The sequence below is a fragment of the Variovorax sp. SPNA7 genome (assembly GCF_033807855.1).
GTDB classification, from domain to species: domain Bacteria; phylum Pseudomonadota; class Gammaproteobacteria; order Burkholderiales; family Burkholderiaceae_C; genus Variovorax; species Variovorax beijingensis.
Map to the genome: position 1 here is coordinate 3,726,199 of NZ_CP138513.1, position 23,077 is coordinate 3,749,275.

Annotated in this window: 20 protein-coding genes; 5 read left to right on the top strand and 15 right to left on the bottom strand. The window is 64.5% G+C overall.

The genetic code is table 11. The features are described 5' to 3' along the window. Window positions 1-21: 21 nt before the first annotated feature. From RZE77_RS17485 to RZE77_RS17535, 11 genes are all read right to left on the bottom strand, one after another. On the bottom strand, window positions 22-702 hold the full coding sequence (locus RZE77_RS17485; RefSeq protein WP_319438543.1) for a hypothetical protein: 681 nt from the start codon (window positions 700-702) through the stop codon (window positions 22-24). 39 nt (window positions 703-741) lie between these two features. After that, window positions 742-1,878: a hypothetical protein gene (locus tag RZE77_RS17490; protein ID WP_319438544.1), complete on the bottom strand. Its 1,137-nt coding sequence runs from the start codon at window positions 1,876-1,878 to the stop codon at window positions 742-744. Next, window positions 1,875-3,026: a DUF2515 family protein gene (locus RZE77_RS17495; protein ID WP_319438545.1), complete on the bottom strand. Its 1,152-nt coding sequence runs from the start codon at window positions 3,024-3,026 to the stop codon at window positions 1,875-1,877. Before RZE77_RS17495 ends, RZE77_RS17490 begins: the two co-directional genes overlap by 4 nt. Window positions 3,027-3,081: 55 nt before the next feature. Beyond that, window positions 3,082-5,637 (bottom strand): type VI secretion system Vgr family protein, encoded by a 2,556-nt coding sequence (locus RZE77_RS17500; protein WP_319438546.1) that lies wholly within the window; start codon window positions 5,635-5,637, stop codon window positions 3,082-3,084. A gap of 378 nt (window positions 5,638-6,015) precedes the next feature. Continuing rightward, window positions 6,016-8,184, bottom strand: coding sequence for a LamG-like jellyroll fold domain-containing protein (locus RZE77_RS17505; RefSeq protein ID WP_319438547.1), 2,169 nt, complete (start codon window positions 8,182-8,184; stop codon window positions 6,016-6,018). A gap of 110 nt (window positions 8,185-8,294) precedes the next feature. Further along, complete coding sequence (locus RZE77_RS17510) at window positions 8,295-9,479, bottom strand: MFS transporter (protein ID WP_319438548.1); 1,185 nt, start codon at window positions 9,477-9,479, stop codon at window positions 8,295-8,297. After that, window positions 9,479-10,591: a chorismate synthase gene (gene aroC, locus RZE77_RS17515; protein WP_319438549.1), complete on the bottom strand. Its 1,113-nt coding sequence runs from the start codon at window positions 10,589-10,591 to the stop codon at window positions 9,479-9,481. Before aroC ends, RZE77_RS17510 begins: the two co-directional genes overlap by 1 nt. A 32-nt stretch (window positions 10,592-10,623) precedes the next feature. Continuing rightward, window positions 10,624-10,809, bottom strand: a complete 186-nt coding sequence (locus RZE77_RS17520; protein WP_319426653.1) for a hypothetical protein — start codon at window positions 10,807-10,809, stop codon at window positions 10,624-10,626. A gap of 50 nt (window positions 10,810-10,859) precedes the next feature. Continuing rightward, window positions 10,860-12,443, bottom strand: a complete 1,584-nt coding sequence (locus RZE77_RS17525; RefSeq protein WP_319438550.1) for an MFS transporter — start codon at window positions 12,441-12,443, stop codon at window positions 10,860-10,862. Beyond that, window positions 12,440-12,904: an SRPBCC family protein gene (locus tag RZE77_RS17530; protein WP_319426655.1), complete on the bottom strand. Its 465-nt coding sequence runs from the start codon at window positions 12,902-12,904 to the stop codon at window positions 12,440-12,442. The genes RZE77_RS17525 and RZE77_RS17530 overlap by 4 nt, the downstream gene beginning before the upstream one ends. Then, window positions 12,793-13,239 (bottom strand): ArsR/SmtB family transcription factor, encoded by a 447-nt coding sequence (locus tag RZE77_RS17535; protein ID WP_018905554.1) that lies wholly within the window; start codon window positions 13,237-13,239, stop codon window positions 12,793-12,795. Before RZE77_RS17535 ends, RZE77_RS17530 begins: the two co-directional genes overlap by 112 nt. A gap of 129 nt (window positions 13,240-13,368) precedes the next feature. Here RZE77_RS17535 and RZE77_RS17540 point away from each other — a divergent pair, with 129 nt between their 5' ends. Beyond that, window positions 13,369-13,791, top strand: coding sequence for a cupin domain-containing protein (locus RZE77_RS17540; RefSeq protein ID WP_012748460.1), 423 nt, complete (start codon window positions 13,369-13,371; stop codon window positions 13,789-13,791). A 6-nt stretch (window positions 13,792-13,797) separates the two neighbouring features. Here the strand turns inward: RZE77_RS17540 and rhmD are convergent, their stop codons facing one another. The 4 genes from rhmD to RZE77_RS17560 are packed head-to-tail and all read right to left on the bottom strand — an operon-like array spanning window position 13,798 to window position 18,012. Continuing rightward, on the bottom strand, window positions 13,798-14,985 hold the full coding sequence (gene rhmD / locus RZE77_RS17545) for an L-rhamnonate dehydratase (RefSeq protein ID WP_319438551.1): 1,188 nt from the start codon (window positions 14,983-14,985) through the stop codon (window positions 13,798-13,800). A 43-nt stretch (window positions 14,986-15,028) separates the two neighbouring features. Next, window positions 15,029-16,336, bottom strand: a complete 1,308-nt coding sequence (locus tag RZE77_RS17550) for an MFS transporter (protein ID WP_319438552.1) — start codon at window positions 16,334-16,336, stop codon at window positions 15,029-15,031. 60 nt (window positions 16,337-16,396) lie between these two features. After that, the gene (locus RZE77_RS17555; RefSeq protein WP_319438553.1) at window positions 16,397-17,158 is read right to left on the bottom strand and encodes an SDR family NAD(P)-dependent oxidoreductase; all 762 of its coding nucleotides are present in this window, start codon (window positions 17,156-17,158) and stop codon (window positions 16,397-16,399) included. Beyond that, window positions 17,155-18,012 carry a fumarylacetoacetate hydrolase family protein gene (locus RZE77_RS17560; protein WP_319438554.1) on the bottom strand — a complete coding sequence of 286 codons (858 nt, stop codon included), beginning with the start codon at window positions 18,010-18,012 and terminating at the stop codon, window positions 17,155-17,157. The genes RZE77_RS17555 and RZE77_RS17560 overlap by 4 nt, the downstream gene beginning before the upstream one ends. Window positions 18,013-18,098: 86 nt before the next feature. Between RZE77_RS17560 and RZE77_RS17565 the strand changes: the two genes are divergently transcribed. The 4 genes from RZE77_RS17565 (at window position 18,099) to RZE77_RS17580 (ending at window position 23,045) form a co-directional block, all read left to right on the top strand. After that, window positions 18,099-19,067 (top strand): LysR family transcriptional regulator, encoded by a 969-nt coding sequence (locus RZE77_RS17565; protein WP_319442376.1) that lies wholly within the window; start codon window positions 18,099-18,101, stop codon window positions 19,065-19,067. Window positions 19,068-19,410: 343 nt separating this feature from the next. Further along, complete coding sequence (locus tag RZE77_RS17570) at window positions 19,411-20,856, top strand: NAD-dependent succinate-semialdehyde dehydrogenase (RefSeq protein ID WP_319438555.1); 1,446 nt, start codon at window positions 19,411-19,413, stop codon at window positions 20,854-20,856. Window positions 20,857-20,924: 68 nt separating this feature from the next. Further along, on the top strand, window positions 20,925-22,052 hold the full coding sequence (locus RZE77_RS17575; protein ID WP_319438556.1) for a porin: 1,128 nt from the start codon (window positions 20,925-20,927) through the stop codon (window positions 22,050-22,052). A gap of 30 nt (window positions 22,053-22,082) precedes the next feature. Further along, window positions 22,083-23,045, top strand: coding sequence for a Bug family tripartite tricarboxylate transporter substrate binding protein (locus RZE77_RS17580; protein WP_319438557.1), 963 nt, complete (start codon window positions 22,083-22,085; stop codon window positions 23,043-23,045). The last annotated feature ends 32 nt before the right edge of the window (window positions 23,046-23,077 follow it).

Below are 23,077 nucleotides of genomic sequence, written 5' to 3' on the forward strand. Positions count from 1 at the left end.
AGCGTCGCGTTCGGCAACCGATCAACGCTTCGATTCCAAAATGGGATGGCCGTTTGCGCAACCGACGAAGCGCCATTGACTGGGCCAGAAGTTCGCTTTGGGGCCGTCCGGCGCTTCCTTTCCAAATTCGGCGATTGCCTCAAGGGTATCTGGGGGAATCTCGAATCTGGCCAGATTCCCTTTCTTGCATTGCACACCCTGAATGGTTTGATCGCTCGCAAGTTCGATGATGCCCGGGTACGCGTTGAACGCAATAGCGCTCACGCCTGCAACATCAACCGGCCGCGGAAATCGAACAGCCATCAGTCCGGTGAGCTTGAGCGGTCGGTCCGGTTCGCCGTTGTCGAAAGGGTCATGCCGCTTGATCCGGGTGCCGGCGGGAATGAGCAATTCGCCGTATTGGAATTCCTGCTCGAGTACGAAGTCCCTGCGGGCCTCTCTGCGAACGCGCTGATGCTCGAGTTCGACACTGAGTTCGTGGGATTTCCACGCCCCAAGTGAAACGCCAGCATCCAAAAGAACCAGTGGGAGCACCACGAAGTACACGATGCGCTTGGACTTGAAAGGCCACCAGCCCGTCCCGTTGATCCACCTTGAATGGCCGCACATCAGCACGATAACGATCGTGCCAACCACGGCGATGGCTGGCAGAGCAACCAGCAAGAATAGAAAAAGAAGCGACGGGACCGGAGCGAAGCCCATAGAAATTTCCCGCGAAAGACGTGCCGCCGGCCGTCTGCGTCAAGCCCGCTGCAAATGCCAGATCACCAGACCGATATCCGAATATTGCGGCCCGGGCATGATCTCGCCACGGGCAGCATGCACTACACGCCCGCGGAGCGCCGGTGCGATCCAGTCCCCAGTTTGCGGACAGGGATCGCCGGGAAGCACGTTAAGGCTGGATAGCCTCTTGGGCATCACCTGCTCCTGAGGCAAGAGCTCACCTTTTTGCAGCGGACGATCTGCCATTGGAGGTGCCAGGGGCGGATCCTGATAGCTCTCGTCGATTTCGAGCTTCTGCTGGCGCGCCAGGGCTTCGCGCTCCAAGCGTGAACCTGCGAATTCTGCCGCCTTTGCCGGCCACATCTCGCGCCATTTCGCCCGGTCCTTCTCGGGGAACAGTAAACGCACCCGCGCCTCTTGAGACACAAATGCCATTTGGACACGGTACGTATTGAAGTCGGGGTTCTTTTCGTCGAATTTGGTGTCGAACAATCCGACCGTCAGCTCCACGCCATCGGCGTAGAACTGCCAGCGGAACCTCGGACTCCACGCACCACTCTGTCCTTCGCGAACCATGTCCTCGATTGGGATCAGGTAGCCGGGGTCCAGGTGCATCACCGACACGCGGCTGGGCAATCCATAGTGGTCGCTAAAGGCCGCGCGCATCGACGATTCCCCCTTGAGCCGCGGAGCCCCAATATCGATCAGTCGTTTCCAACCTGCAGCCTGAACCTGTTTCATCAGGCCGTAAACGAAATCACGCGCCTGCTCGTGCGTTGCTCCGTAGAGCGGCTCATGCAGGGTGAGCTTGATTTCTGTCAGCCCCCCAAGCTCCTTCTCGCTGGAGGCGTCGATATGGTTCACCTCAGGAGTGAGCAGCGTGAAGGCGCCATGCACGAATCGCACACGAGGATGCTTGGGCCGCCGGTGGTCGAAGTCCTTGTTTGACGTTCCAAGGCCCAGGTCCCCGTACGCAACAGGTTGGCCGAAAACCTCGGATGAACCGATTCGCAGATCGATCTGATCGGGATTGTTTGAATTGCTCATGCCTGCTCCACTGTCTCCCCTCTTCTCCTCTACGCACGCCGCCACCAGAAAAGCCGCCGCGCAGACCACCGCTACACCAGCCAGAAGCACACCTGAACGCTGGCTCATGCGTTGCTCCAACTGGCGATGGCTGCTATTTGATCTTCCATGTAGGTTGTTCTCTTCTGCATCAAGCGATGGAACGCATCCGCCACCCGCGTCACGAACAGCCACCGCTGGCTGGCGTCGAAAAGTGCTTTCTCAGCCTTGAGTTCCCTTCCGAAACGCGTCGGACGCGGAGCGAGGCCGAAAGCGTCCGCCTCGGGATCGCGGCCCAGCATGTCGCGGCTCTCTTCGTGCTCACCATCCTGTGTGTAGCCCATGCGTACTTTGAGTGCGCGATTGGGTTCGGTCTCGTGGAGTTCGCACGCTGCCGCAAAAAATACTGCGCGTTCCATCATGCCGGGCACCATCGTTTCAGTCGTGGCTTGCATTTTCAGGATCCGCTGGACTTCAGCATCGGCATAGGTCAGACGCTGAAGCACGACGTTCTGTTCGTGCTTGGCAAGAAAGACCAGAGAGTCGTACTGCAACTGCGGCCGGCCTATTTCATCAGCCTCTTCGATCTTCTTGAAAAGCTTCAGACCGCGCCGCAGATCCGCGGTCACACGGAAATGATCAAGCTTGGCAATTGATTCCTGTGAGTTCCATGGGAAGGTCTTCAGATTTTTGCGTACGGTTTCGTGAAACTGCTGCTCGTCGCGCTCTTCGATGCACTCGTCGAAATCGTCAGGCCAGTGGGTGTAGAAGAGATGCCAGGGCGCAATCTCCTGGAATAGCCAGAAATTGCCGCGCGACATGGCCTCGAGCAGCAATGCGTTGTCTTTCTTGAATGCCGGGATCCAGCCGACGAGCTTCATGACCAACGCCTCGTCCGCGAACTTGAAGCCGCAATACACCTGCTTCACGGCAAAGGCACCAAGCGCCGGCCAGTAATAGCGCCCTTTCTTCGTCTTGTCTCCTTGCACATCTTCGCTTTCCAGATAGATGCGCGCATAGGTCGCAGCGATCCGCTTGGCCCGCCGCAGGTTGTCCAGGATGATCGTGTGGCTCTGCGCGCCGTTGTCCAGAGTGCGTCCCGGTGTGGAGACGCGCTTGTATGTCTGCTCTTGCAGAGCACTCCATTTGTAGCAACAGTCCGCTTCTACGCAAATCCGCGAGGCAGGTCGCGGGTTTGTCAGGCCTTGCTCCTGCGCTGATCTTCCAAATGTTCCCATGTTTCGCCGATCGATGTCTCGTTGGATTCGCTGTGTCGTAGGTTCGCCGGCCTATTCAGGCTCCGGCACTATCACCGGCTGCGTCTTTCGGCAATTCGAGTTCGTCGAAAACAGCCTTCAGCGAAAGATCTCTCGCTCCCTCGGTAAACACACGAGGCGTGCGGCCGGCTTCATCCGTTCTCCCGTAGATCGGTCCGCCCGGATCACCTTCCAACACGAATCGCGCGCCCTTCATGGCTCGGCCCCTCCTGTCGATTACCTGGAACATTTCGTGATATTCGCCGTTGCGCAGGCTGGTTTCTGGGAACGCGGTTTCCTCAACCATCTTGCTCGCCGGTCCTGCCAGACTGTGCACGGCTGCATGCTCACGCCAGAGGCCGTTGGTGCCGTGCACGATGCCGCTGGCATTCCAGCACGTGTAGCTTGAGCCGCCGTTGATCAGCACTTCTTTTGTTGCAGTGATGATGATCGTCTCGGCCGTCTGCGTGATGTTCAGTTTGGCCAGCACGTTGACGCTGTTCCTGAGCGCGGAAATGTCGATGTTGGAGTTTGCCGCCATCAGCTTCATGCCAGCCTTGTAGGCAAACAGCCGCACGGCCCCTTTCGCGCTGGCTAGCAGGCTCTTTCCCGCACTCACGCTCGTGTGCCCACCGCTGGTCACCGCGTGGTGCTCCCCGCTGGCGATGTGCGTCGAGCCCTGCGCAGTGCTCTGGACTCCGGCCGTGCTTGCCAGCGTCAGATGCGGCTCCTGAAATTCGGGAAACTCGCCCTGGCTCAGGTGCCGGCCGCTGCCCTTCAGCGCATCGTTCTGCGCCTTCAGCGCCTCGGCCACTTCGTCTTGGTCGCCGGTCTCATGCGCCCCGGCCTGCCGCGCCGCATCGCCCAGGCTCTCGTGCTGCTGGCGCCCGCTGGTCAACCGCGCTACCGTCTCGCCCATATCCGTGATATGCGCCTGCGCGTTGGGCCGCGCTTCGGTGCTCACCAGCAGTCCCTTGGCTGATCTCACAGCCCCGTGTCCATCGGTACGCAACTCGAAGCCTTGGCCCCGGTCGTCCTTGCGCCCCGCGTTGTCCTCGATGCGCCCGATGTGGCCTATGCTCAGGCTGGAACTCTGGTGGTCGCTCTTGAGCTGCGCCTGGATCCGCCCCGCGCCGTCGTCCAGCACGAGGTGATTGCTGCGCCCGCCGCCGAATTCGCGGCTGCGAATGCCCGATAGATGCTTCTGCGCTGGCAACTGCCACGCGGGCATCTCGTCGGCGTTGTGCGCGCAACCCGTGACGATCGGGTGGTCGGGGTCCCCGTTGAGGAAGTCGATGATGACCTCCATGCCGATGCGCGGCACAGAGGTCATACCGAAGGTGGAGCCAGCCCAAGCAGTGGACACGCGCACCCAGCAACTGGAGTGCTCGTTGTCCTGTCCGATGCGGTCCCAATGGAACTGCACCTTGATGCGTCCGTACTGATCGGTCCAGATTTCTTCGCCCGCGGGACCAACGACCTTCGCAGTCTGAGGCCCGTGGGTGCGCGGCTTGGGCGTGACGCTCGGAGGACGCCAGGCATAGCTCGTGGGCTGGGCCTCGAAGGCGAAGCGCTGCACCGAGCCTTCACTGGCGCTGGCGCCTTCGCTGGCTTGCAGATTCTCCTGCAGGTGATAGCTCACCGCGAGCAGCAGGTATTGCTGGTTCTGGTCGGCCCGGGGATGGCTGGCAAGGCGCAGGGTATGTCCGGTGGCCAGTTCACGCAGATTGGAGCGGCCGCGGACACGGCTTCGCTGGCTCAACTGCTCTTCGGTGCGCAGGCGTGCGTAGGCCTCACCGTCGTCGTGCTGGGTGAAGCCGCCGGGCCAGGCGTAGCGCTCGTGGCTGTCGTGATCGTGCCCAGGGGGCATCTGGCGCAACTGCAAGAGCTCAGCCCTCGGCTTCTCGAAGTCGTAGTCGTCGCTGGCGTGGTGGCCCGGGCGCACTTCCTCGGCCGTCTCCCAGGCGTAGATGCGTTCGCGCTGGCCCATGCCGGACTTCTCCAGCGGGTGGTAGCGCACGTCTTCGCCGCCAGGCAGCGGGCTGTGCGAGCTGGCAATGTCGTCTGCGAAGACCAGCACGTGGTTCTCAGGCTCATGACGGAAGTGGTAGTAGATGCCTTCGAGTTCGCACAGGCGCGCGATGAAGTTGAAGTCGCTCTCGTGGTACTGCACGCAGTAGTCCCAACGGCGATAGTCGCTGCGGCTGAACTTCTTCTCGATGGGGTGGCCGTAGCGGTCGAGCACTTCCATGAGGATCTCGGGCACGCTCTTCGACTGGAAAATTCTGAAGTCGCTTCGCTGGGTGGCCAGCCACAGCCAGGGACGCAGTTGCAGCCGATAGAAGGCGTGGCGAGCATCTTCCTGGACAAGGCCGAAGTGCGTGGCAATACCGCCCAGATAGCGCACGCTGCTCTCGGTTTTCAACGCCACGCTGCAGGCTTGGCCCAGCAAGGACTTCGCATCTATCGCGTTGTGGCGGCCCAGCAGTTGGATGTCGAAGGCGTACAGCTGGCTCAGCGCCTCGCGTCCCACCAGTTGGCGGAACTGCAACATCTCGCCCAACGGCGTCTCGATGGTGACTCGGCGCTTCATTGCCGAATCGCCGCGAATCGGCAATTTAATTTTGTTAAAAGAAATTTAACAAACAAGATTATTGTTTTCAAATTGAGCTTCATGCTCACCTCCCTTTGCTCTCTTATGCAATTATTTTAAGTGTTGATTTATCGTAAGAGGCAATACCGGATTGAGGAGTCAATTGCTCGAGGTTAGGTTTGTTTTTCCTCGCCATCAGTGAAAAAGGTCACACGAATGAGCCTCACGGCACTCCAGGAAGAAGGAGCCGTGATCGACATGTGATCGACATCGAGGAATTAAAAAAAGAGCCAGCCGAATTGCGCTGCTGCGCATAGCGCGCAGCAAGCCGGCAAAGGCAGGCGGGAAGCAGCAGCCCCCGCCCTCATCTGTTCTGGATCAACCCGCGCGCGCCGTCAGCCACTGGCCAGGCGCCAGCGCGGCGCCCACCACGCGCACTTCCCCGATGTTGCCGAAGAAGCCGTCCGCCCGGGCGCCGTCCCATGAGCCGCCGCCCACCACCCAGGGAGAACTGGCCGAGAGCGTGGCCAGTCCGGGTGCGTTGCCGATGTTGCGCAGCACCGGTGCGCCTTCGACATACATCGTGGTGTCGTGCGACACCGGGTCGTTGACGATCGCGATGTGCACCCAGCGGTCGGCAATCACCTCGCCGGACCAGTTGGTCTTGGGCGAGCGGGTGCCCGCGGCGCTCGGCACCACTTCCCACTGCACTTCGCGCAGGCTCGAGATCGCGAACAGCATCGGCGGTGCTTCGGGGTCGCCGCCCTGGTAGCCGGCGAGATCGCCGCGCCGGCCGTCGCGCGTCATGATGTTCATCCACGCCTGCTTGCTGCTGGTCCAGCTCTTGTCGATCTTCACGAAGGCCTCGACGGTGTAGCCGCTCTCCAGCGTCTGGCCGTTGATCGGCGCGGCAGCCTCGGTGAGGAAATAGCTCAGGCGCGGCACGTTCTTGTCGGTGTTCAGGAAACGCACCGAGCCCGGCGCCGCCGAGAGATGGTGGCGGTCGTCGGTCCAGACGATGTCGGCGTCCGCTGCGCCTTGGATGCCGCCCTGGTTCAGCGCATCGCGATGCAGCGGATTGGCGCCCGCCACATCGGGAATGACGGTGCCCGGGGGCACCGGCTGGTTGACGGCGCCGCCGAAGAAGCGCCAGTGCGCGAGCGTGTTCGCAACCTTGGGGTAGTCGTCCGGGTTCGCAGCCGGCCGCTGTGCGGCCACTTCGGGTTCGGTGTAGTTCGCGAGGATCATGGCCCTGGCCTGGTCGACCAGCGAACCCTCGATGGTGGCGCTGCCCGTGCCAAAGCTCTTGTTGAAGCCCGCGAAACGCTGCGCAAAATCCATCTCGATAGTGAAGGCCTCGTTGGGCGTGGCGAGCACGGCCTGGTCGAAGGACGTCAGCGTGGCCGCCGGCTTCTGCGGCACCCAGGGCGAGAACGACAGCACCTTAATCTGTTTGCGGGTCAGGTCGAATTCGTACAGGCGCATCAGGCCATTGCCGCCCTGGTAGGCCATCTGGTAGTCGACCACCATCTCCTCGACCTTGTGGCCGAAGTCGTTGGTCTTCGTGAGGTGCGCGGCGCCGTGATGATGGCCGTTGAGCGTCATGAAGATCTGGTCGTTGTCGCGGATCAGCTTCTCCCACAGCATCTTGCCGTAGTCGGTCTCGAGCGGGCTGGTGCCGTCGGCAGCGATGTTGAGCAGCTGGTGGTTGACCAGGATCACCGGCAGCGTCGGGTTCTTCGTGATCACCTGGCGCGCCCAGGCGATGCCCGCGTCCGAGATGCGCCACGACAGCGACAGCACCATGAACTTCTGGCCCTGCGCCTCGAACACGTGGTATTCGTGAAAGCCGCTGGCATCGCGCGCGCCGAAGGTGGCCTGCTTCTTGGCGCGTTCGGTGCCGAACCATTGCAGGTAGGGCTCGCTGGCAAGGGTGCGGGTCGCATCGGTGCCGCTGTTCGGATCGATGCTGTAGTCGACGTCGTTCAGCACATCGTGGTTGCCGGCAAGCACGCTGTAGGGCAGCCTGGCGTCTTCGAGCACCTTCATGGCCGCATCGGCCACCTTCCACTGGTCGGGCTTGCCGACTTGGTCAACCACGTCGCCGAGATGGATGGTGAAGGGAATGTTCAGCGCCTTGGCATTGGCTGCGATCCATTTCGTCTGGGCGGCGAAGGGTGCGCTGCCGAATCGCTTGTCGTATTGATCGCTCTCCGCGGCCGTGGCGTAGCGCGCATAGAACTGGGTATCGGGCATCACGGCGAGCGCGAAGCTGGAGATCCTGGTGTCGAGCGGCGGCGCGGGCGGTGGCGGTGCGGGCGCTGGAGCAGGCGCGGGAGCCGGGGCCGGCAACGGGCCGAAGCCGGGCGCACCGCCTCCTCCTCCACCGCAGGCGGCCAGCAAGGCACTGCTGCCACCGACGGTCAGCAGGGACGCACCGAGCTTGAGGACCTGGCGGCGCGGCGCGGCCGCCGGTTCGCCATGGGATTCGGGCAGGGAAAGATGGCTCGGGGTGCGCGCACCGCGCGGATCGTCGGAAACAGACATGTGGATGGCAAAGCGTTGGAAAGCGCGCAGCGTATGCAGGCCCGATGACGTGGACATTTAGGGCCCGTGACACTTTGCTGCACGGTCTCCATGCGCCAGCCGCGAGAAGCTCAGGTCTTGGCCACCCGCTCCAACCTCACCACCCGCCAGGCACACAAGCTGCCCACCGCCGCCAGCACAGCCGCCAGCGCAAACATGGTCCGGTATCCCAGCTCCTGCGCCACCGCACCGCCCAGCAGCACGCCCAGCACGCCGCCGAACCCGTAGCCGATCACGGTGAAGAGCGCCTGCCCGCGTCCGCGCAGCCGGCCGGGAAAGCGCCGCGACACCACGGCGATGCAGGTCGTGTGGTGCGCCGCAAAGCTCAGCGCATGCAGCCATTGCGCGACGACGAGCGCCGCGATCGAGCCGCCCAGCCCCGCCGTGAGGCCCAGCCGCGCCACGGCGGCAATGCCGCACACCAGCATCCAGCGCGGCATCGGCAAGAGGCCGATGAGCCGCCCCTGCAGGAAGAACCAGACGATCTCGGCCACCACCGACAGCGCCCAGAGCAGGCCGATGACGCTCTTGCCGTAGCCCAGCGAATCGAGGTACAGCGAGAAGAACGCATAGACCGAGAAGTGCGACATCACCTGGAAGAACAGCGATGCGAAGAACCACCGCACCGCCGGAATGCGCAGCACCGGACCGATCGGCTCGCGGGCCGCGTCGTGCGCCGCCACTGGCTCGCGGATGTCGGGCAGCTTCATGGTCGCGATCAGCACGATGGCCAGCGTGCCCGCGGCCCAGGCCGGAAAGTGCTTCATGCCGAAGCGCTCGAACCACTCGCCCGCAAAGAACACGGTCACCAGGAAGCCGGCCGAGCCGCAGAGCCGGATGCGACCGTAGCGCCCCCAGTCGCCCGCCACCAGCTGCGCCATGGCGGCCTCGGTGAGCGACATCATCGAGCTGGTGTGGGTGAACATCACCAGCAGCACCAGCGCCAGCCACCAGGCGCCGCCATGCCACCAGAGTCCGAACGAGCTGGCAAGCGCCACCGCGGCGCTGAAGCGCAGCAGCTTCACGCGCTGTCCCGTGTGGTCGCTGAGCGCGCCCCAGGCATAGGGCGCGAACACGCGCGTGATCGACTGCACCGAAGCCAGCAGGCTGATCGTGAAGATCGGCAGCCCCAGGTCCTTGAGCCACAGCGGCAGGTAGGGGTTGAAGAAACCGATGTGCGCGAAATAGCTGGCCGACAGACCAGCGAACGCCAGCAGGTGGCCGCGCCCGGCGGCCACTTGTGGCGGGGCGGACACTAGAGAAAAGACGCCTGCGGGGACGCGGCTTCGGTCTTGTCGGCTTGGGCTTGCACATCGCCGCACTGCGCGCGGTTGCGCAGCACGTGCTCCATGACCACCAGCGCAAGCATGGCCTCGGCGATGGGCGTCGCGCGGATGCCGACGCACGGATCGTGGCGGCCCTTGGTGACCACCTCGACCGGGTTGTTGTGGATGTCGATGGACTGGCGCGGGCTGATGATCGAGCTGGTGGGCTTGATCGCGATGCTCACTTCGAGGTCTTGCCCCGAGCTGATGCCGCCCAGGATGCCGCCCGCGTTGTTGGTGACGAAGCCCGTGGGCGTGATCGAATCGCCGTGCGTGGTACCGCGCTGCGTGATGCTCTCGAAGCCGGCGCCGATCTCGACCGCCTTCACCGCGTTGATGCCCATCATCGCGTAGGCGATCTCGGCGTCGAGCTTGTCGAACAGCGGTTCGCCCAAGCCGATGGGCACGTTGCTGGCCGTCACGCGGATGCGCGCACCGCAGGAATCGCCGGCCTTGCGTAGGCGGTCCATGTAGGCTTCGAGCTCGCTCACGTCTGCCATCGGGGCGAAGAAGGGGTTGTTCCGGACATGGTCCCAGCTCTCGAACGGAATGGCGATTTCGCCGATCTGCGTCATGCAGCCGCGAAACACCATGCCGTATTTTTCGGCCAGCCACTTCTTGGCGACCGCGCCCGCCGCCACCATGGGCGCCGTAAGCCGCGCCGAGGAGCGCCCGCCGCCGCGCGGATCGCGGATGCCGTATTTCTTCCAGTAGGTGAAGTCGGCGTGGCCGGGGCGGAACTGCTGGGCGATCTGGCCGTAGTCCTTGCTGCGCTGGTCGGTGTTCTGGATCAGCAGCGCAATCGGGGTGCCGGTGGTCTTGCCTTCGTAGACACCGGAAAGGATCTGCACCGCGTCGGGCTCGTTGCGCTGGGTGACGTGGCGGCTGGTGCCGGGACGGCGGCGGTCGAGGTCGCCCTGGATGTCGGCCTCGCTCAGTTCCATGCCCGGGGGGCAGCCGTCGATGACGCAGCCGATGGCCGGGCCGTGCGACTCGCCGAAGTTGGTGACCGCGAAGAGAGTTCCGAAGGTGTTGCCGCTCATGGTGGGGATTATCCCTACAAAGCGGCGGCCACTCAGTCCGTCGTGTTTTCCATGCGCTTGGTGAGCGTGCCCAACTGCAGTTCGATGGCAAAGAGCCGTTCGTTCAGCACGGCGGTCTGCAGCCTTATGGCCTCGACAATGGCCTTGGTCTGCGGGTCCGTGGTGTTGTCGGCCAGTTCCGCCAGGTCGTGCAGCTTCTTGCGAAGTTCATTGCTCATGGGAGGCTCCGTTCGTCGTCTCGTCGTGGAGGCCCCAGTATGGGTCTTCGTCAGCGCTCCGGCAATGCATCCGACGGCGCCTCGGGCTGCGCGGCCTCTCCGGCGCTGCGCAGCCGCACAGCCACCAGCGCGCCCACCGCAAGCAGCACCGCCGCGCAAATCCCGGCTGTCAGCCGCAGGCCATGAAGCAAGGCGGCCCGGCCTGTGTCGAGCAGTTCGGCGCCAGCGGTACCTCCGAGTTGTCCTGCCAGGGCCACCGCCCCGCCGAGCGTGCTGCGCGCAGCCTCCACTTCGGCAGCACCCGCCAAACCGGCCGGAACGACATCGGCCATCGTGCTGCGGTAGATGGCCGCGCCGATGCTGCCCAGAATCGCGATCCCAAGCGCACCGCCAAACTCCGAACTCGTTTCCGAAATGGCAGAGGCCACGCCAGCGCGCTCGGGCGGCGCGCTGCCCACCACCAGGTCTGTTGCGAGCGTAAACACAGGTGCCAACCCGAGAGAGGAAATGACGGTGCTGGTCACCATCCACGCCAGGCCGCCCTCCGCGGGCAGCACCACGAGCATCGCGAATCCCAAGGCCGCAACACCCAAGCCGCCGCCCATGACAAACGCAGGCCGCATGCGGCGCACCAGCGCAGACACGACCATGGAGCCGGCGATGAAAGCAGCCGCGCTCGGCACACTCCAAAGGCCCGCATGCAGCGGCGAGAGCCCGAGCACCAGCTGCAGGTACTGCGCGTTGTAGAGAAACATGCCGAACATCACGAAGCACGCCAGCATGTAGGCCGCCAGCGAGACGCTGAAGGCAGGCAACCGGAACAGGCGCAGGTCGATCATCGGGTCGGCGAGCCGCCGCTGCCTGCGCGCGAACGCCCACCCGAGCGCCACACCGGCCACGATGGCCAGGGTCGACATGGCATCGGGCCCGTGCTCCGCCACCTGCTTGATGCCGTAGATGGCCGCCAGCACCGCGCCGAGCGAAAGCACCACGCTGGCCAGGTCGAGCCGCCCCGCTTCGGGGTCGCGGTGTTCGGGCAGCAGGATGGGCCCGAGCACCAGCAGCAGCACCATCACCGGCACGCCGATCAGGAACACCGAGCCCCACGGAAAGAACTGCAGCAGCACGCCGCCCAGCACCGGGCCGATGACCGCACCGGCCGAATAGCTGGAAATCCAGACGCCGATGGCCACCGTGCGCTGCCCCGGATCGAGAAACATGTTGCGGATGAGCGAGAGCGTCGACGGCGCGAGCGTCGCGCCCGCCACGCCAAGCAGCGCCCGCGTGGCAATGAGCATGTTGGCGCTGGTGGAGAACGCAGCCAGCACCGAGGCGATGCCGAAGGCCGCCGCGCCGATGAGCAGCAGCCGGCGCCGGCCGATGCGGTCGCCCAGCGTGCCCATGGTGACCAGCAGCCCGGCGACGAAGAAGCCGTAGATATCGACAATCCACAGCAACTGCGAGGCGGTGGGCTTGAGGTCTTCGCTGATCGAGGGAATCGCCAGGTTCAGCACCGTGAGATCCATCGAATACAGCATGCACGGCAGCGCGATGACGGCCAGGCCCGTCCACTCGCGCGCTGTTGCGCGGGCCGGCGGCGGCCTGCCGACAGCCTTGTCGCGCCGGCCGGTCATTCGACCGCTTTCACCAGCCATTGCTCGAGCTTGACCATGGCGCCGGCCCAGCCGTGGCTGTGCCCGTCGCGCGCGGCCTCGTCGAAGAACTGCTCGTGCAGCAGGACCAGTTCGCAGCCATTGCCGTCGGGCTCGATGCGCACCGTGACGCGCGATTCGCGCTCCGGGGTGCTGCGCCAAGCCCAGCTGAAGACCAGCTTGCGGTTGGGCACGAGTTCCAGGTAGGTGCCGCTCACGTCGTGCGTCTCGCCGTCAGCCGCGCGCATGGCCACCCGGAAGCGGCCGCCCACGCGCAGGTCGACTTCGGCCAGCGGCACGGAAACGATTTCTTCAGGGCCGAACCAGGCCTTCAGCGCTTGCGGGTCGGTCCACGCGCGCCAGACTTTTTCGGGGGCGACGGGGTAGTGCCGGCGGAGGGTGAGCGAGGGTCGCTCGGTGGCGGGGGCGGCAGCTTTTGCCATTCGGTCTCCTCTTGGTGGTAGAGAAAGCGCGCCAGTGCATCGAGGCGCCCGGTCCAGAATTTCTCATAGCGCGACAACCACACGGCGGCCTCCTGCATGGGGCGCGGCGAGAGCTCGCAGCGCACGATGCGGCCCTCTTTCGTGCGCGAGATGAGCCCGGCGTCCTCCAGCACCCGCAGGTGCTTCATGAAGCCGGTCAGCGACATGCCATGCGGCTCGGCCAGCTCGGTCACGCTGAGGCTGCGCTCGCCCAGCGTCTCCAGCACGGTGCGGCGCGTGGGGTCGGAAAGCGCGGCAAAGACGGCGTCGAGCGTGGCATTGTCTGAGTGAACCATGTGGTTGAGTATCCCGGTGCGCCGCGGGGGCGTCAAGCGATGCCCGCATCAGCCCTTCGCGGCAGATGCCTTTGGGAACGTTTTATGCGTGCCGCGCCATCACCACCACCTGCCGCGAAGGAGCGCCCCATGCTGGACCGAACCGCCACCCAGTTCTCCCACGTCAAGCCCGGCGACACCGAGTACGTCTCGGGCGGCCTGCGCGATTTCTTCCTCTACCGCGACCTCGGCATTGCCGAGGCCACCAACGGAAAGGTCATCGCGCACCTCGTCAAGGCCAACATGGCACCGGAAACGGGCACCGGCTGGCACCGCCACGAGGCCGACTTCCAGATCGTGATCATGCTCAAGGGCTGGGCCCGCTTCATGTACGAGGACAAGGAAACGCGGGTCGAGGCTGGCGACGTGGTGCACCAGCGGCCCGGCATCCGGCACTTCCTGTTCGACTACTCGCCCGACATGGAATACCTGGAGATCGTCTCGCCGGCCGATTTCAAGAGCATCGACGTCGAGCCGGTGTGCGAGATTCCGCCGCCTACGCCGTGGGTCTAGGGGCGCTCATCTGGGAAAGGGGCGGTGCAGCGCGCAGTCCGGGTTGAGCCGCACGCCGAAGCCCGGCGCATCGAGCGCGGAGGCCTTCATGCGGCCATTGACCGGCACCGGCTCGTCCAGAAGCTGGGGATTGAACATCGGCACCACCTCGTCGGCCTTCGGCGCCATCATCAGGAATTCGGCGAACGGACTGTTGTGGCGCGTGATGACGAAGTGGTAGCTGTAGACCGACGAGCCGTGCGGCACCACGAGCTTGCCGTGCGCGTCGGCCAGGTTCGAGATCTTGATCAGCTCGGTGATGCCGCCGCACCAGCCGACGTCGGGCTGCAGGATGTCGCAGCACTCCATCTCCAGCAGCAGCCGGAAGCCCCAACGCGTGGCTTCGTGCTCCCCGGTGCTTACCAGCAGGCCGCGCGGTACGTTGCGGCGCAACTCGGCGTAGCCCCAGTAGTCGTCGGGCGACAGCGCCTCCTCGATCCACTTGAGGCCGAACTCGTTGCGCGCGGCCGTCGCCAGGCGCGTGGCGTATTCCACGTCCAGGCTCATCCAGCAGTCCAGCATGAGCCAGAAGTCGGAGCCCACCTCGGCACGCATGTCGGCCAGCATGTCGAGGTTCTTCTTCAGGCCCTCCTCGCGCTCGGCGGGCCCATGGTGCAGTGGCATCTTGCCGCCGATGAACCCCATGTCCTTCGCGAGGTCCGGCCGCGCGCCGGTGGCGTAGAAAGTCAGTTCGTCGCGCACCGGGCCGCCCAGCAGCGCATGGACCGGCTCCTTGCGGACCTTGGCCAGCAGGTCCCACAGCGCCAGGTCGACCCCCGAGATGGTGTTGAGCACGATGCCCTTGCGCCCGTAGAACAGCGTGGCGTTGTACATCTGGTCCCAGATCTTCTCGATGTCGGTCACCCGGGCGCCCTCGATGAAGCGGGCCAGGTGCTTCTCGACGATCCAGCAGCCGAGATCGCCACCGGTCGTCACCGAAAAGCCGACCGTGCCGTCGCTGGCCTCGATCTCCACCACCAGCGTGCCCAGCACGTTGAGGCCGAAGCTGCGGCGGCTCTGGCGGTACTCGGGGTACTTGCTCATCGGCGTGGCGATGTGGTCGTCGATCCAGTGGCCATCGGCTTGGTCGTGGTAGTCGGCGCCGCCACCGCGGAGGGTGAAGGCGCGCACGTGCTTGATCGTGGGCATGCTCATGGGGAATCCTTTCGTCGAGCAGAGAGAGTGATGAAGGGCGGCGCTACGCGGCAGCCTCTGCTGCGGCGCTGCGCGTCTGGCGCAGTGCCAGGAACAGCATGGCGCCGACCACCGTGGTCGCGGCCAGCAGGTTGAGCCCGGCGCTGGGCGATGCGAAGGCATGCTCGGCCCAGGTCTTGACGTTCGGAGCGACAAAGCCGCCCATCGCGCCGAGCGAATTGATCAGCGCGATCCCGCCCGCCGCCGCCGCGCCGCCGAGGTACGCGGTGGGGAAGCTCCAGAACACGGGCTGCACCGCAATGAAGCCGGCGGCCGCGAAGCACAGCGCGATCAGTGCCACCAGCGGCGAGGCGGCATTGACCGACACCGCGATGCCTGCCGCCGAAACCGCCAGCACCACCAGCGCAATCAACGCATGCTGGCCGCTGCGCTCGGCCAGGCGCGGCACGAAGTACGCGGCCGCCAATGCGCAGACCCAGGGAATGGCGGTGACAAAGCCCACCAGCAGCCCGACGTTCTTGCCGAGCAGGGCCGCCACCTGGGTCGGCAGGTAGAACACCACGCCATAGACGCTGACCTGGATCAGGAAGTAGATCAGCGAAAGAAACAGCACGCGGCCATTGGTCAGCGCCTTCAGCACCGTGGCGGGGCCATGCGCGGTCTTCTGTTCTTCTTCGGCGTCGATGGCGCGCTCCAGCATCTGGCGCTCTTCGGCGGACAGCCAGCGTGCGTCGAGCGGCTTGTTGTCCAGGTACCAGTAAGCCCACACGCCGACCAGCGACGCCATCACGCCTTCCACCAGGAACAGCCATTGCCAGCCCTTCAGGCCCCACACGCCGTTCAGTTCGAGCAGCAAGCCGGAGAGCGGGCTGCCGAAGATGAACGCGAGCGGCGCGCCGAAATAGAACATGCCGATCACGCGCGTGCGCGCCTTGGCCGGGAACCACCGCGTGAGAAAGTAGATGACGCCCGGGAAGAAGCCCGCCTCGGCAACACCGAGCAAAAAGCGCAAGACATAGAAGCTGGTCTCGTTGTGCGCGAACATGAGCGCGGCCGAGACAAGGCCCCAGGTCACCATGATCCGGCACATCCAGACACGCGCGCCGACGCGATGCATGATCAGGTTGCTCGGCACTTCGAACAGCGCATAGCCGATGAAGAAGACGCCGGCGCCGAAGGCGAAGACGGCGTCCGAAAGGCCGGTGTCGAGCTGGAAGGCTTTCTTGGCAAAGCCGACGTTGGCGCGGTCGAGAAAAGCCAGCACGTACATCAGCAGCAAGAAGGGCACCAGGCGGCGGATCGCCTTGGCGATCACCTTGTCGAGCGCGGTGCTCGTGGCGATGGAATTCATGATCGAGGTCTCCGTTATTTGTGTTTGTCTGTTCGCGGCATGCCGGCCGCACGGTTTCTTTCAATAGGTGGCGCGGCCTCCCGAGGCATCGAACACGCTGCCCGTGGTGAACGAGCACTCCTCGCTCGCAAGCCAGCCGATCACCGCCGCGATCTCGTCGACCGTGCCGAAGCGTCCCATCGGGATCTTCGACAACATGAACTCGATGTGCTGCGGCGACATCTGGTCGAAGATCGCGGTCTTCACTGCCGCCGGCGTCACGGCGTTGACCGTGATGTTGGCCTTGGCGAGTTCCTTGCCGAGCGACTTGGTCAGCCCGATCACCGCCGCCTTCGATGCGCTGTAGGCCGAGGCGTTGGGATTGCCTTCCTTGCCCGCCACCGAGGCCACGTTGACGATGCGGCCGTAGTTGCCGGCCTGCATGTACGGCAGCACCGCGCGGTTGCAGTAGAAGAGCCCGTTCAGGTTGACGTCGACCACCCGCCGCCACTGGTCCACCGGGTACTCCGCCAGCGGCACGTTGGGGCCGGTGATGCCCGCGCAGGCCACGAGCACGTCGATGCCGCCGCCGAACTGCACGGCCGAAGCGGCGGCCGCTGCCTCGACCTCCGCCCAGTCGGCCACGTTGACCTGGACTGCGGAAGCCCTGGCGCCGAGCGCGGCGCACGCCTGGTCCAGCGCTTGCTGGTTCATGTCCCACAGGCTCACGGAACCGCCTTCGGCGATGAAGCGCGTGGCAAAGGTCAGGCCGATGCCGGCAGCGCCGCCGGTGACGACGGCGCGGCGGCCCGCGAAGCGATTGGCGTAAGGAGCGGCAGTCATGCGGCCTCCTTCCAGGCGACCACGGTCTGCCTCTGCATGCCGAGCCTGTCGATGCCCAGGGTCATCACGTCGCCGGCCTTCAGGTACATCGGCTCGGGCTTCATGCCCATGCCGACGCCAGGCGGCGTGCCGGTGGTGACAACGTCGCCCGGCATCAGCGTCATGAACTCGCTCAGGTAGCTCAGGATGGTTGCGCAGTCGAACACCATCGTGCCGGTGCTGCCGGTCTGGCGGCGCTGGCCGTTCACGTCAAGCCACATGCCCAGCTGCTGCGCATCCCCCACTTCGTCGCGCGTCACGAGCCAGGGGCCGATCGGCCCGAAGGTGTCGCAGCCCTTGCCCTTGTCCCAGGTGCCGCCGCGCTCGATCTGGAAGGCGCGCTCGGACACGTCGTTGACGAGCACATAGCCCGCGATGTGCTCCAGAGCGCGTTCCCTGGGCACATAGCTTGCGCGCGTGCCGACCACGAAGCCCAGTTCGACCTCCCAGTCCGTCTTGGCCGATCCGCGCGGAATGGTGACCTCGTCGTGGGGTCCGACGATGCAGGACGTCGCCTTGGTGAACACCGTCGGTTCGGTCGGCAGCGGCAGGTTCGATTCGGCCGCATGGTCCGCGTAGTTCAGGCCGATGGCGATGAACTTGCCGATGTTGGCAACCGGCGCACCCAGCCGCGGCTGGCCCGGCACGGCCGGAAAGCCCTGCGGGTCGAGCGCCGCGAGCCTGGCAAGGCTCGCGGGTGAAAGCACTTCGCCGGTGATGTCGGGCGCAAAGGACGACAGGTCCCGAAGGATCCCGTCGGCGTCGAGCAGGCCCGGTCGCTCCTGGCCCGCGGGGCCATATCGCAGCAGTCTCATGTTGTCTCCTTGGTGTTCGATGGCCTGGACTCTAGAAGCCGCCGCCATTACGATCCAATCGAAAATTTGGCATGAGCATTTCCAAAATGGAATATCGATTCGACAGCCCGAACAGCGCGCCCCGGCTCATCAATCGCCTGCGGCTGAAGCACTGGGCGCTTCTCGCCGCGCTGGCCGAGAGCCCGGTGCTCGCCCAAGCCGCGTCCGCGATCAGCGTGACGCAGCCTTCGGCCACCAAGATGCTGGCGGACATCGAATCGGCCTTCCGGTTTCCATTGTTCGAGCGCCACTCGCGCGGCCTGCGTCCCACGCCGCTCGGAGAAGAAGTCGTCGCCTACGCGCGCCAGTCACAGGCCGGCCTGTCCCGCTTCCTCGAAGGCCTGGAGATCAAGCGCCGCGGCGGCCACGGACAACTGGTCATCGGCGCGATCATGGGCGCGGCTCCCGACCTCGTTGCGCGTGCGATGGCCGAGATCAAGCGCGAGCGCCCGCTCCTCAACGTCCGCATCCTCGGCGAGACCAGCGACCAGGTCGGCGCCCTCCTCGAACGGCACGAGATCGAATTCGCCGTCGGACGCTTCTCCTCGCTCAAGCAGCACAACACCTTTGCCTTCGCGCCGCTGGCCAACGAGACCATGCAGGTGGTCGTGCGGCGCGGGCACCCATGCGCACGCCAGCGCGGCCTGACGCTCGAGGCGCTCACGGCCTGGCCCTGGATTCTTCAGCCGCTGACCAGCCCGGCCCGCCAACTGATGGAGGAAGAATTCACCTCGGTGGGACGAAGCACGCCGGCCAACCTCGTCGAATGCGCGTCGGTCTTCGCCACCTTGCAATTGCTGCAGGCCAGCGACGCGGTGGGCGCCCTGCCGGAATCCGTCGTGCGCGACCACGTGCGCGCGAAGCTGCTGCGCGTGCTGCCCGTGCCCATCGGCAAGGATCTGAAAGGCTTTGGGGTGCTGACGCGCATCGGCGAGCCGCTGTCGGAGACGGCTGCGACCTTCATCGCCCACCTGCGGCGCTTCGCCGATGCGCAAACGCAGGCGCAGGCCGCCTGAACTCAGCACGGCACTCATGCGCCCCATTGGGGTGACATCGGGACAGGACCCCGTGCGATTGCCACGGCTTCCATCCGCATCAACAGCAAGTGCATCAAAGCGCGACGGTCGATAGATCTCGCTCGACCCAAGGTGCGCGGCCCTTTTTCCTGTGGTATCCGAACCTCTTGAAGCAATCTGGCGGGTGCATTTGCCGTCCGCATTCGGGTAACTCCGCAGCCTAATTGTTTTGAGCAATTAGCACAGCGGTCCCGAAGATTGCCCCAGCACGAGCCAATCAACTGACTCCTGCTGATTTTTCGAGGCAGTAGTCGCCGATCAAGTCCGACAAGGACCAGGCTGGATGCAACAGATGAACTATCCCGATACGCAGCTTCTCATTGATGGCAAATGGTGCGATGCAGTCGATGGCCGCACGCTGCAGGTGTTCGATCCTGCGACCGGCCGATCCATCGGCCGTGTCGCGCACGCTGACATTGTCGATCTGAGCCGTGCGGTGGGCGCTGCGGCCCGCGGCTTCGAAACCTGGCGGCAGACATCAGCGATCGAGCGTGGCCGGATGCTCCGGCGCGCTGCCCAGCTGATGCGCGAGCGCGCCGAGTTCATAGCTCGCCTCCTCACCCGTGAGCAAGGCAAGCCGCTGGTCGAGGCATTGGCTGAGACACGCATGTCCGCAGACGTGATCGAGTGGTTCGCCGAGGAGGGGACCAGACTCTATGGACGCGTGATACCTTCGCGCAACTTGGCGGTACAACAACTGGTACTGCGCGAACCGGTCGGACCGGTAGCAGCCTTCACGCCGTGGAATTTTCCGATCAATCAGGCCGTGCGAAAGATCGCAGCAGCGCTTGCGACCGGCTGCTCCATCATCGTGAAGGCACCGGAGGAAACGCCGGCTGCACCCGCTGCGCTGGTTCGTGCCTTCGTCGATGCCGGCGTCCCCGCGGGTGTCATCGGCCTGGTGTTCGGCGACCCGATCCAAATCTCCGCATATCTGATTCCTCACCCGGTAGTGCGCAAGGTCACTTTCACCGGCTCTACCCCCGTTGGCAAACAGCTCGCAGCACTTGCCGGCGCGCACATGAAACGCGTGACGATGGAGCTCGGAGGACACGCGCCCGTCATTGTGACCGAGGACGCCGACATCGGACTTGCTGTGCGTGCCAGCGCTTCCGCCAAGTTCCGCAATGCTGGCCAGATCTGTGTCGCTCCGACGCGCTTCATCCTTCACGATTCCATTCACGATGAATTCGTGCGCGAGCTGATACGTCATGCCCAGGGACTGAAGCTCGGTCACGGAATGGATGAAGGCACGACGCTCGGGCCGCTGGCCAACGAGCGCCGATTGGCAGCGATGGAGGCATTCACCACCGATGCGATCCAACAGGGAGCGCAACTTGCCGTCGGCGGCGAGCGGGTCGGTGGACATGGCAACTTCTTTGCGCCCACCGTGCTGACCGAGGTACCGCAGAGTGCACGTGTCTTCAATGACGAACCGTTCGGTCCAATCGCTGCGGTGCGACGCTTCCGGACGCTGGATGAGGCGATCGCCGAAGCCAACCGGCTTCCCTACGGCCTGGCTGGCTACGCCTTCACCCGTTCTCTGAAGAACGCCCACCGATTGAGTCAGCAGCTCGAACTTGGCCTCCTGTGGATCAACCAGCCGGCGCTGGCTTGGCCTGAGTTGCCCTTTGGCGGCGTCAAGGATTCCGGGTTCGGCTCCGAAGGCGGCCCCGAAGCACTGGACGCCTACACCAACACCAAATCAGTGTCGCTGCTGTGCGACTGAGCAGGTCGCGAGCAAGCGGCGCCCGAACGCACGCCCCCAATTTTCACACCATAAGAAGGAGACAACCCATGAAATCCAAGACCGCAGCCACATGCGGCGTCACATTGGCGCTGCTATGCAGCGGCGCCAGCGCGCGATCCTCTGTCACGATCTTCGGGGTGATGGACTTGAGCGTGATGCACTCGAAAGGCGGCAACGCATCCGCCAGGACGATATCTTCCTCGGGGCTGGGTGCGAGCCAATTCGGCTTTCGCGGAACGGAAGATCTGGGCGGCGGACTCAGCGCTGGATTCTGGCTGGAGAGTGGCCTCAACCCCGACACCGGTTCCGGGCAACTCACGAACACCAATAACCAGCCCAACGGCTTCACGGGCGGTGGCAGCCTGACCTTCAACCGCCGCTCTTATGTCAGCCTTTCCGGTGCGTTTGGTCAGCTGCGCATGGGCCGAGACTTTGTTCCCACTCACTACAACATCTTCGAGTTCGACCCCTTCAACGCGAATGGCGTGGCGCGCGCAGCTGCGTTCACCTTCTCCACCGTGGGCACAGGCAACCTGCCCACTACCGTCGTGGCCAGCAACAGCATCAGCTATTGGCTGCCGCCCGACCTTGGCGGGCTCTACGGCATGGCCATGCTCGCCCGCGGTGAGAATGCCTCGAATACCGGGAACGCGAGCGACGGCAACATGGTCAGTGGCCGACTGGGCTGGCGCTCCGGTCCATTCGACGTCGCAGGAGCGCTGGGACGCACCCACTACACCAGCACGGCCACACTCGGCGACTACACGCACGGCAACCTGGGAGCCTCATGGGAAGCGGGGTTCGTTAGATTCTTCGCGCTCTACAACCTCGCCAAAGTGCAGATCCTGGGCGGCGACGTACGAAAACACACATCGGAGATCGGCGCGCACATTCCCCTCGGCCAGGTGGGCCGCTTACGACTGAGCTACGCGCGCCTGAACGACCGCAGTAGCTCCGTGCTGAGGAACGCGAACGGCTCACAGCGCAGTTCCAATGATGCGCGCCTCTGGGGCATAGGCTATGTCCACAACCTGTCGAAGCGCACTGCTCTCTACGGAACCTATGCACGTATTGCCAACCAGGGTCAGGCCACGTACCTGGTCTCCGGAGGCGTCGCTCCGAGCCCAGGGCGTCAATCCAGTGGCCTCGAACTGGGCATGCGCCACGCCTTCTGATCACCCGCCAAAAAATGTAGGAGACAGGTCATGAAATTCTTGAATCAATTGTTGTTCGCTTGCGCCATGGGCGCGTGCGCATTCGCCGCGGGCGCGCAAGAGGCTCCTCCGTTGAAGATTCTGGTGGGTTTTCCCGCAGGAGATGTCGGTGACGTGCTCGCGCGGCTGACAGCGGAAAAGATGCGCCCCCTGCTGCACCGCAGTGTCGTGGTGGAGAACCGGCCCGGTGCGGGCGGCATTCTCGCGGCAGAGGCCGTCAAGGCCGCGCCACCTGACGGCAACCTCATCATGCAGGCTCCCCTGGCGACGATGGTGACCTTCCCCTACACCTTCGACAACCTGCGCTATGACCCCATCAAGGACTATGAGCCGGTCGCTTTGTTGGCGATGTTTGACCTGGCTATCGTGGTGCACGGCACGAGTGGACCGAAGTCCATTGCGGAGCTGGCGCAGGCGGCCCGCGCCAACCCGCAGATGGCCAACTTCTCCTCGCCCGCTGCAGGCAGCCTGCCGCATTTCTTCGGGCTGATGTTTGGCAAGTCGGTAGGCGCCCCTTTGGTGCACGTTGCCTACCGCGGCGATGCGCCAGCAAAGCAAGCGCTGCTGTCGGGCGAGGTAAGCATGCTGGTGGCGCCCGTGTCCGCTGTGCTGGAGTTGGAGAAATCCGGACGCGTGCGCATCCTCGCCACCTCGGGCAGCAAGCGCAGCGCACTGCTGCCCAATGTGCCGACGCTAAAGGAGGCCGGCGTCGATGCCGAAGGTTCGGCCTGGTTGGCGCTTTTCGCGCCGGCCAAGACCCCGAAGCCGATGGTCGAGTCACTCTCGCGTGCCGCCCTTGCTGCCGTCAATGAACCCGACATGAAGAAGCGCTTGTCCGACTACGGACTGGAGGTGATGAACATCGGCCCCCAGGGGCTCGCCGAGATCATGGCGCGCGACCACAAGCGCTGGTCCGCCGTCATCAAGGAATCCGGCTTCAAGGCCAACCCGTAAGCACATAACGAACAAACCCAAGCGAGGTAACC

What these genes read in the sequence shown, in the direction of transcription:
- RZE77_RS17485 (WP_319438543.1), bottom strand. Translation starts at nt 702, where the DNA reads ATGGGCTTCGCTCCGGTCCCGTCGCTTCTTTTTCTATTCTTGCTGGTT.
- RZE77_RS17490 (WP_319438544.1), bottom strand. Translation starts at nt 1,878, where the DNA reads ATGAGCCAGCGTTCAGGTGTGCTTCTGGCTGGTGTAGCGGTGGTCTGC.
- RZE77_RS17495 (WP_319438545.1), bottom strand. Translation starts at nt 3,026, where the DNA reads ATGGGAACATTTGGAAGATCAGCGCAGGAGCAAGGCCTGACAAACCCG.
- RZE77_RS17500 (WP_319438546.1), bottom strand. Translation starts at nt 5,637, where the DNA reads ATGAAGCGCCGAGTCACCATCGAGACGCCGTTGGGCGAGATGTTGCAG.
- RZE77_RS17505 (WP_319438547.1), bottom strand. Translation starts at nt 8,184, where the DNA reads ATGTCTGTTTCCGACGATCCGCGCGGTGCGCGCACCCCGAGCCATCTT.
- aroC (WP_319438549.1), bottom strand. Translation starts at nt 10,591, where the DNA reads ATGAGCGGCAACACCTTCGGAACTCTCTTCGCGGTCACCAACTTCGGC.
- RZE77_RS17520 (WP_319426653.1), bottom strand. Translation starts at nt 10,809, where the DNA reads ATGAGCAATGAACTTCGCAAGAAGCTGCACGACCTGGCGGAACTGGCC.
- RZE77_RS17525 (WP_319438550.1), bottom strand. Translation starts at nt 12,443, where the DNA reads ATGACCGGCCGGCGCGACAAGGCTGTCGGCAGGCCGCCGCCGGCCCGC.
- RZE77_RS17530 (WP_319426655.1), bottom strand. Translation starts at nt 12,904, where the DNA reads ATGGCAAAAGCTGCCGCCCCCGCCACCGAGCGACCCTCGCTCACCCTC.
- RZE77_RS17535 (WP_018905554.1), bottom strand. Translation starts at nt 13,239, where the DNA reads ATGGTTCACTCAGACAATGCCACGCTCGACGCCGTCTTTGCCGCGCTT.
- RZE77_RS17540 (WP_012748460.1), top strand. Translation starts at nt 13,369, where the DNA reads ATGCTGGACCGAACCGCCACCCAGTTCTCCCACGTCAAGCCCGGCGAC.
- rhmD (WP_319438551.1), bottom strand. Translation starts at nt 14,985, where the DNA reads ATGAGCATGCCCACGATCAAGCACGTGCGCGCCTTCACCCTCCGCGGT.
- RZE77_RS17550 (WP_319438552.1), bottom strand. Translation starts at nt 16,336, where the DNA reads ATGAATTCCATCGCCACGAGCACCGCGCTCGACAAGGTGATCGCCAAG.
- RZE77_RS17555 (WP_319438553.1), bottom strand. Translation starts at nt 17,158, where the DNA reads ATGACTGCCGCTCCTTACGCCAATCGCTTCGCGGGCCGCCGCGCCGTC.
- RZE77_RS17560 (WP_319438554.1), bottom strand. Translation starts at nt 18,012, where the DNA reads ATGAGACTGCTGCGATATGGCCCCGCGGGCCAGGAGCGACCGGGCCTG.
- RZE77_RS17565 (WP_319442376.1), top strand. Translation starts at nt 18,099, where the DNA reads ATGGAATATCGATTCGACAGCCCGAACAGCGCGCCCCGGCTCATCAAT.
- RZE77_RS17570 (WP_319438555.1), top strand. Translation starts at nt 19,411, where the DNA reads ATGCAACAGATGAACTATCCCGATACGCAGCTTCTCATTGATGGCAAA.
- RZE77_RS17575 (WP_319438556.1), top strand. Translation starts at nt 20,925, where the DNA reads ATGAAATCCAAGACCGCAGCCACATGCGGCGTCACATTGGCGCTGCTA.
- RZE77_RS17580 (WP_319438557.1), top strand. Translation starts at nt 22,083, where the DNA reads ATGAAATTCTTGAATCAATTGTTGTTCGCTTGCGCCATGGGCGCGTGC.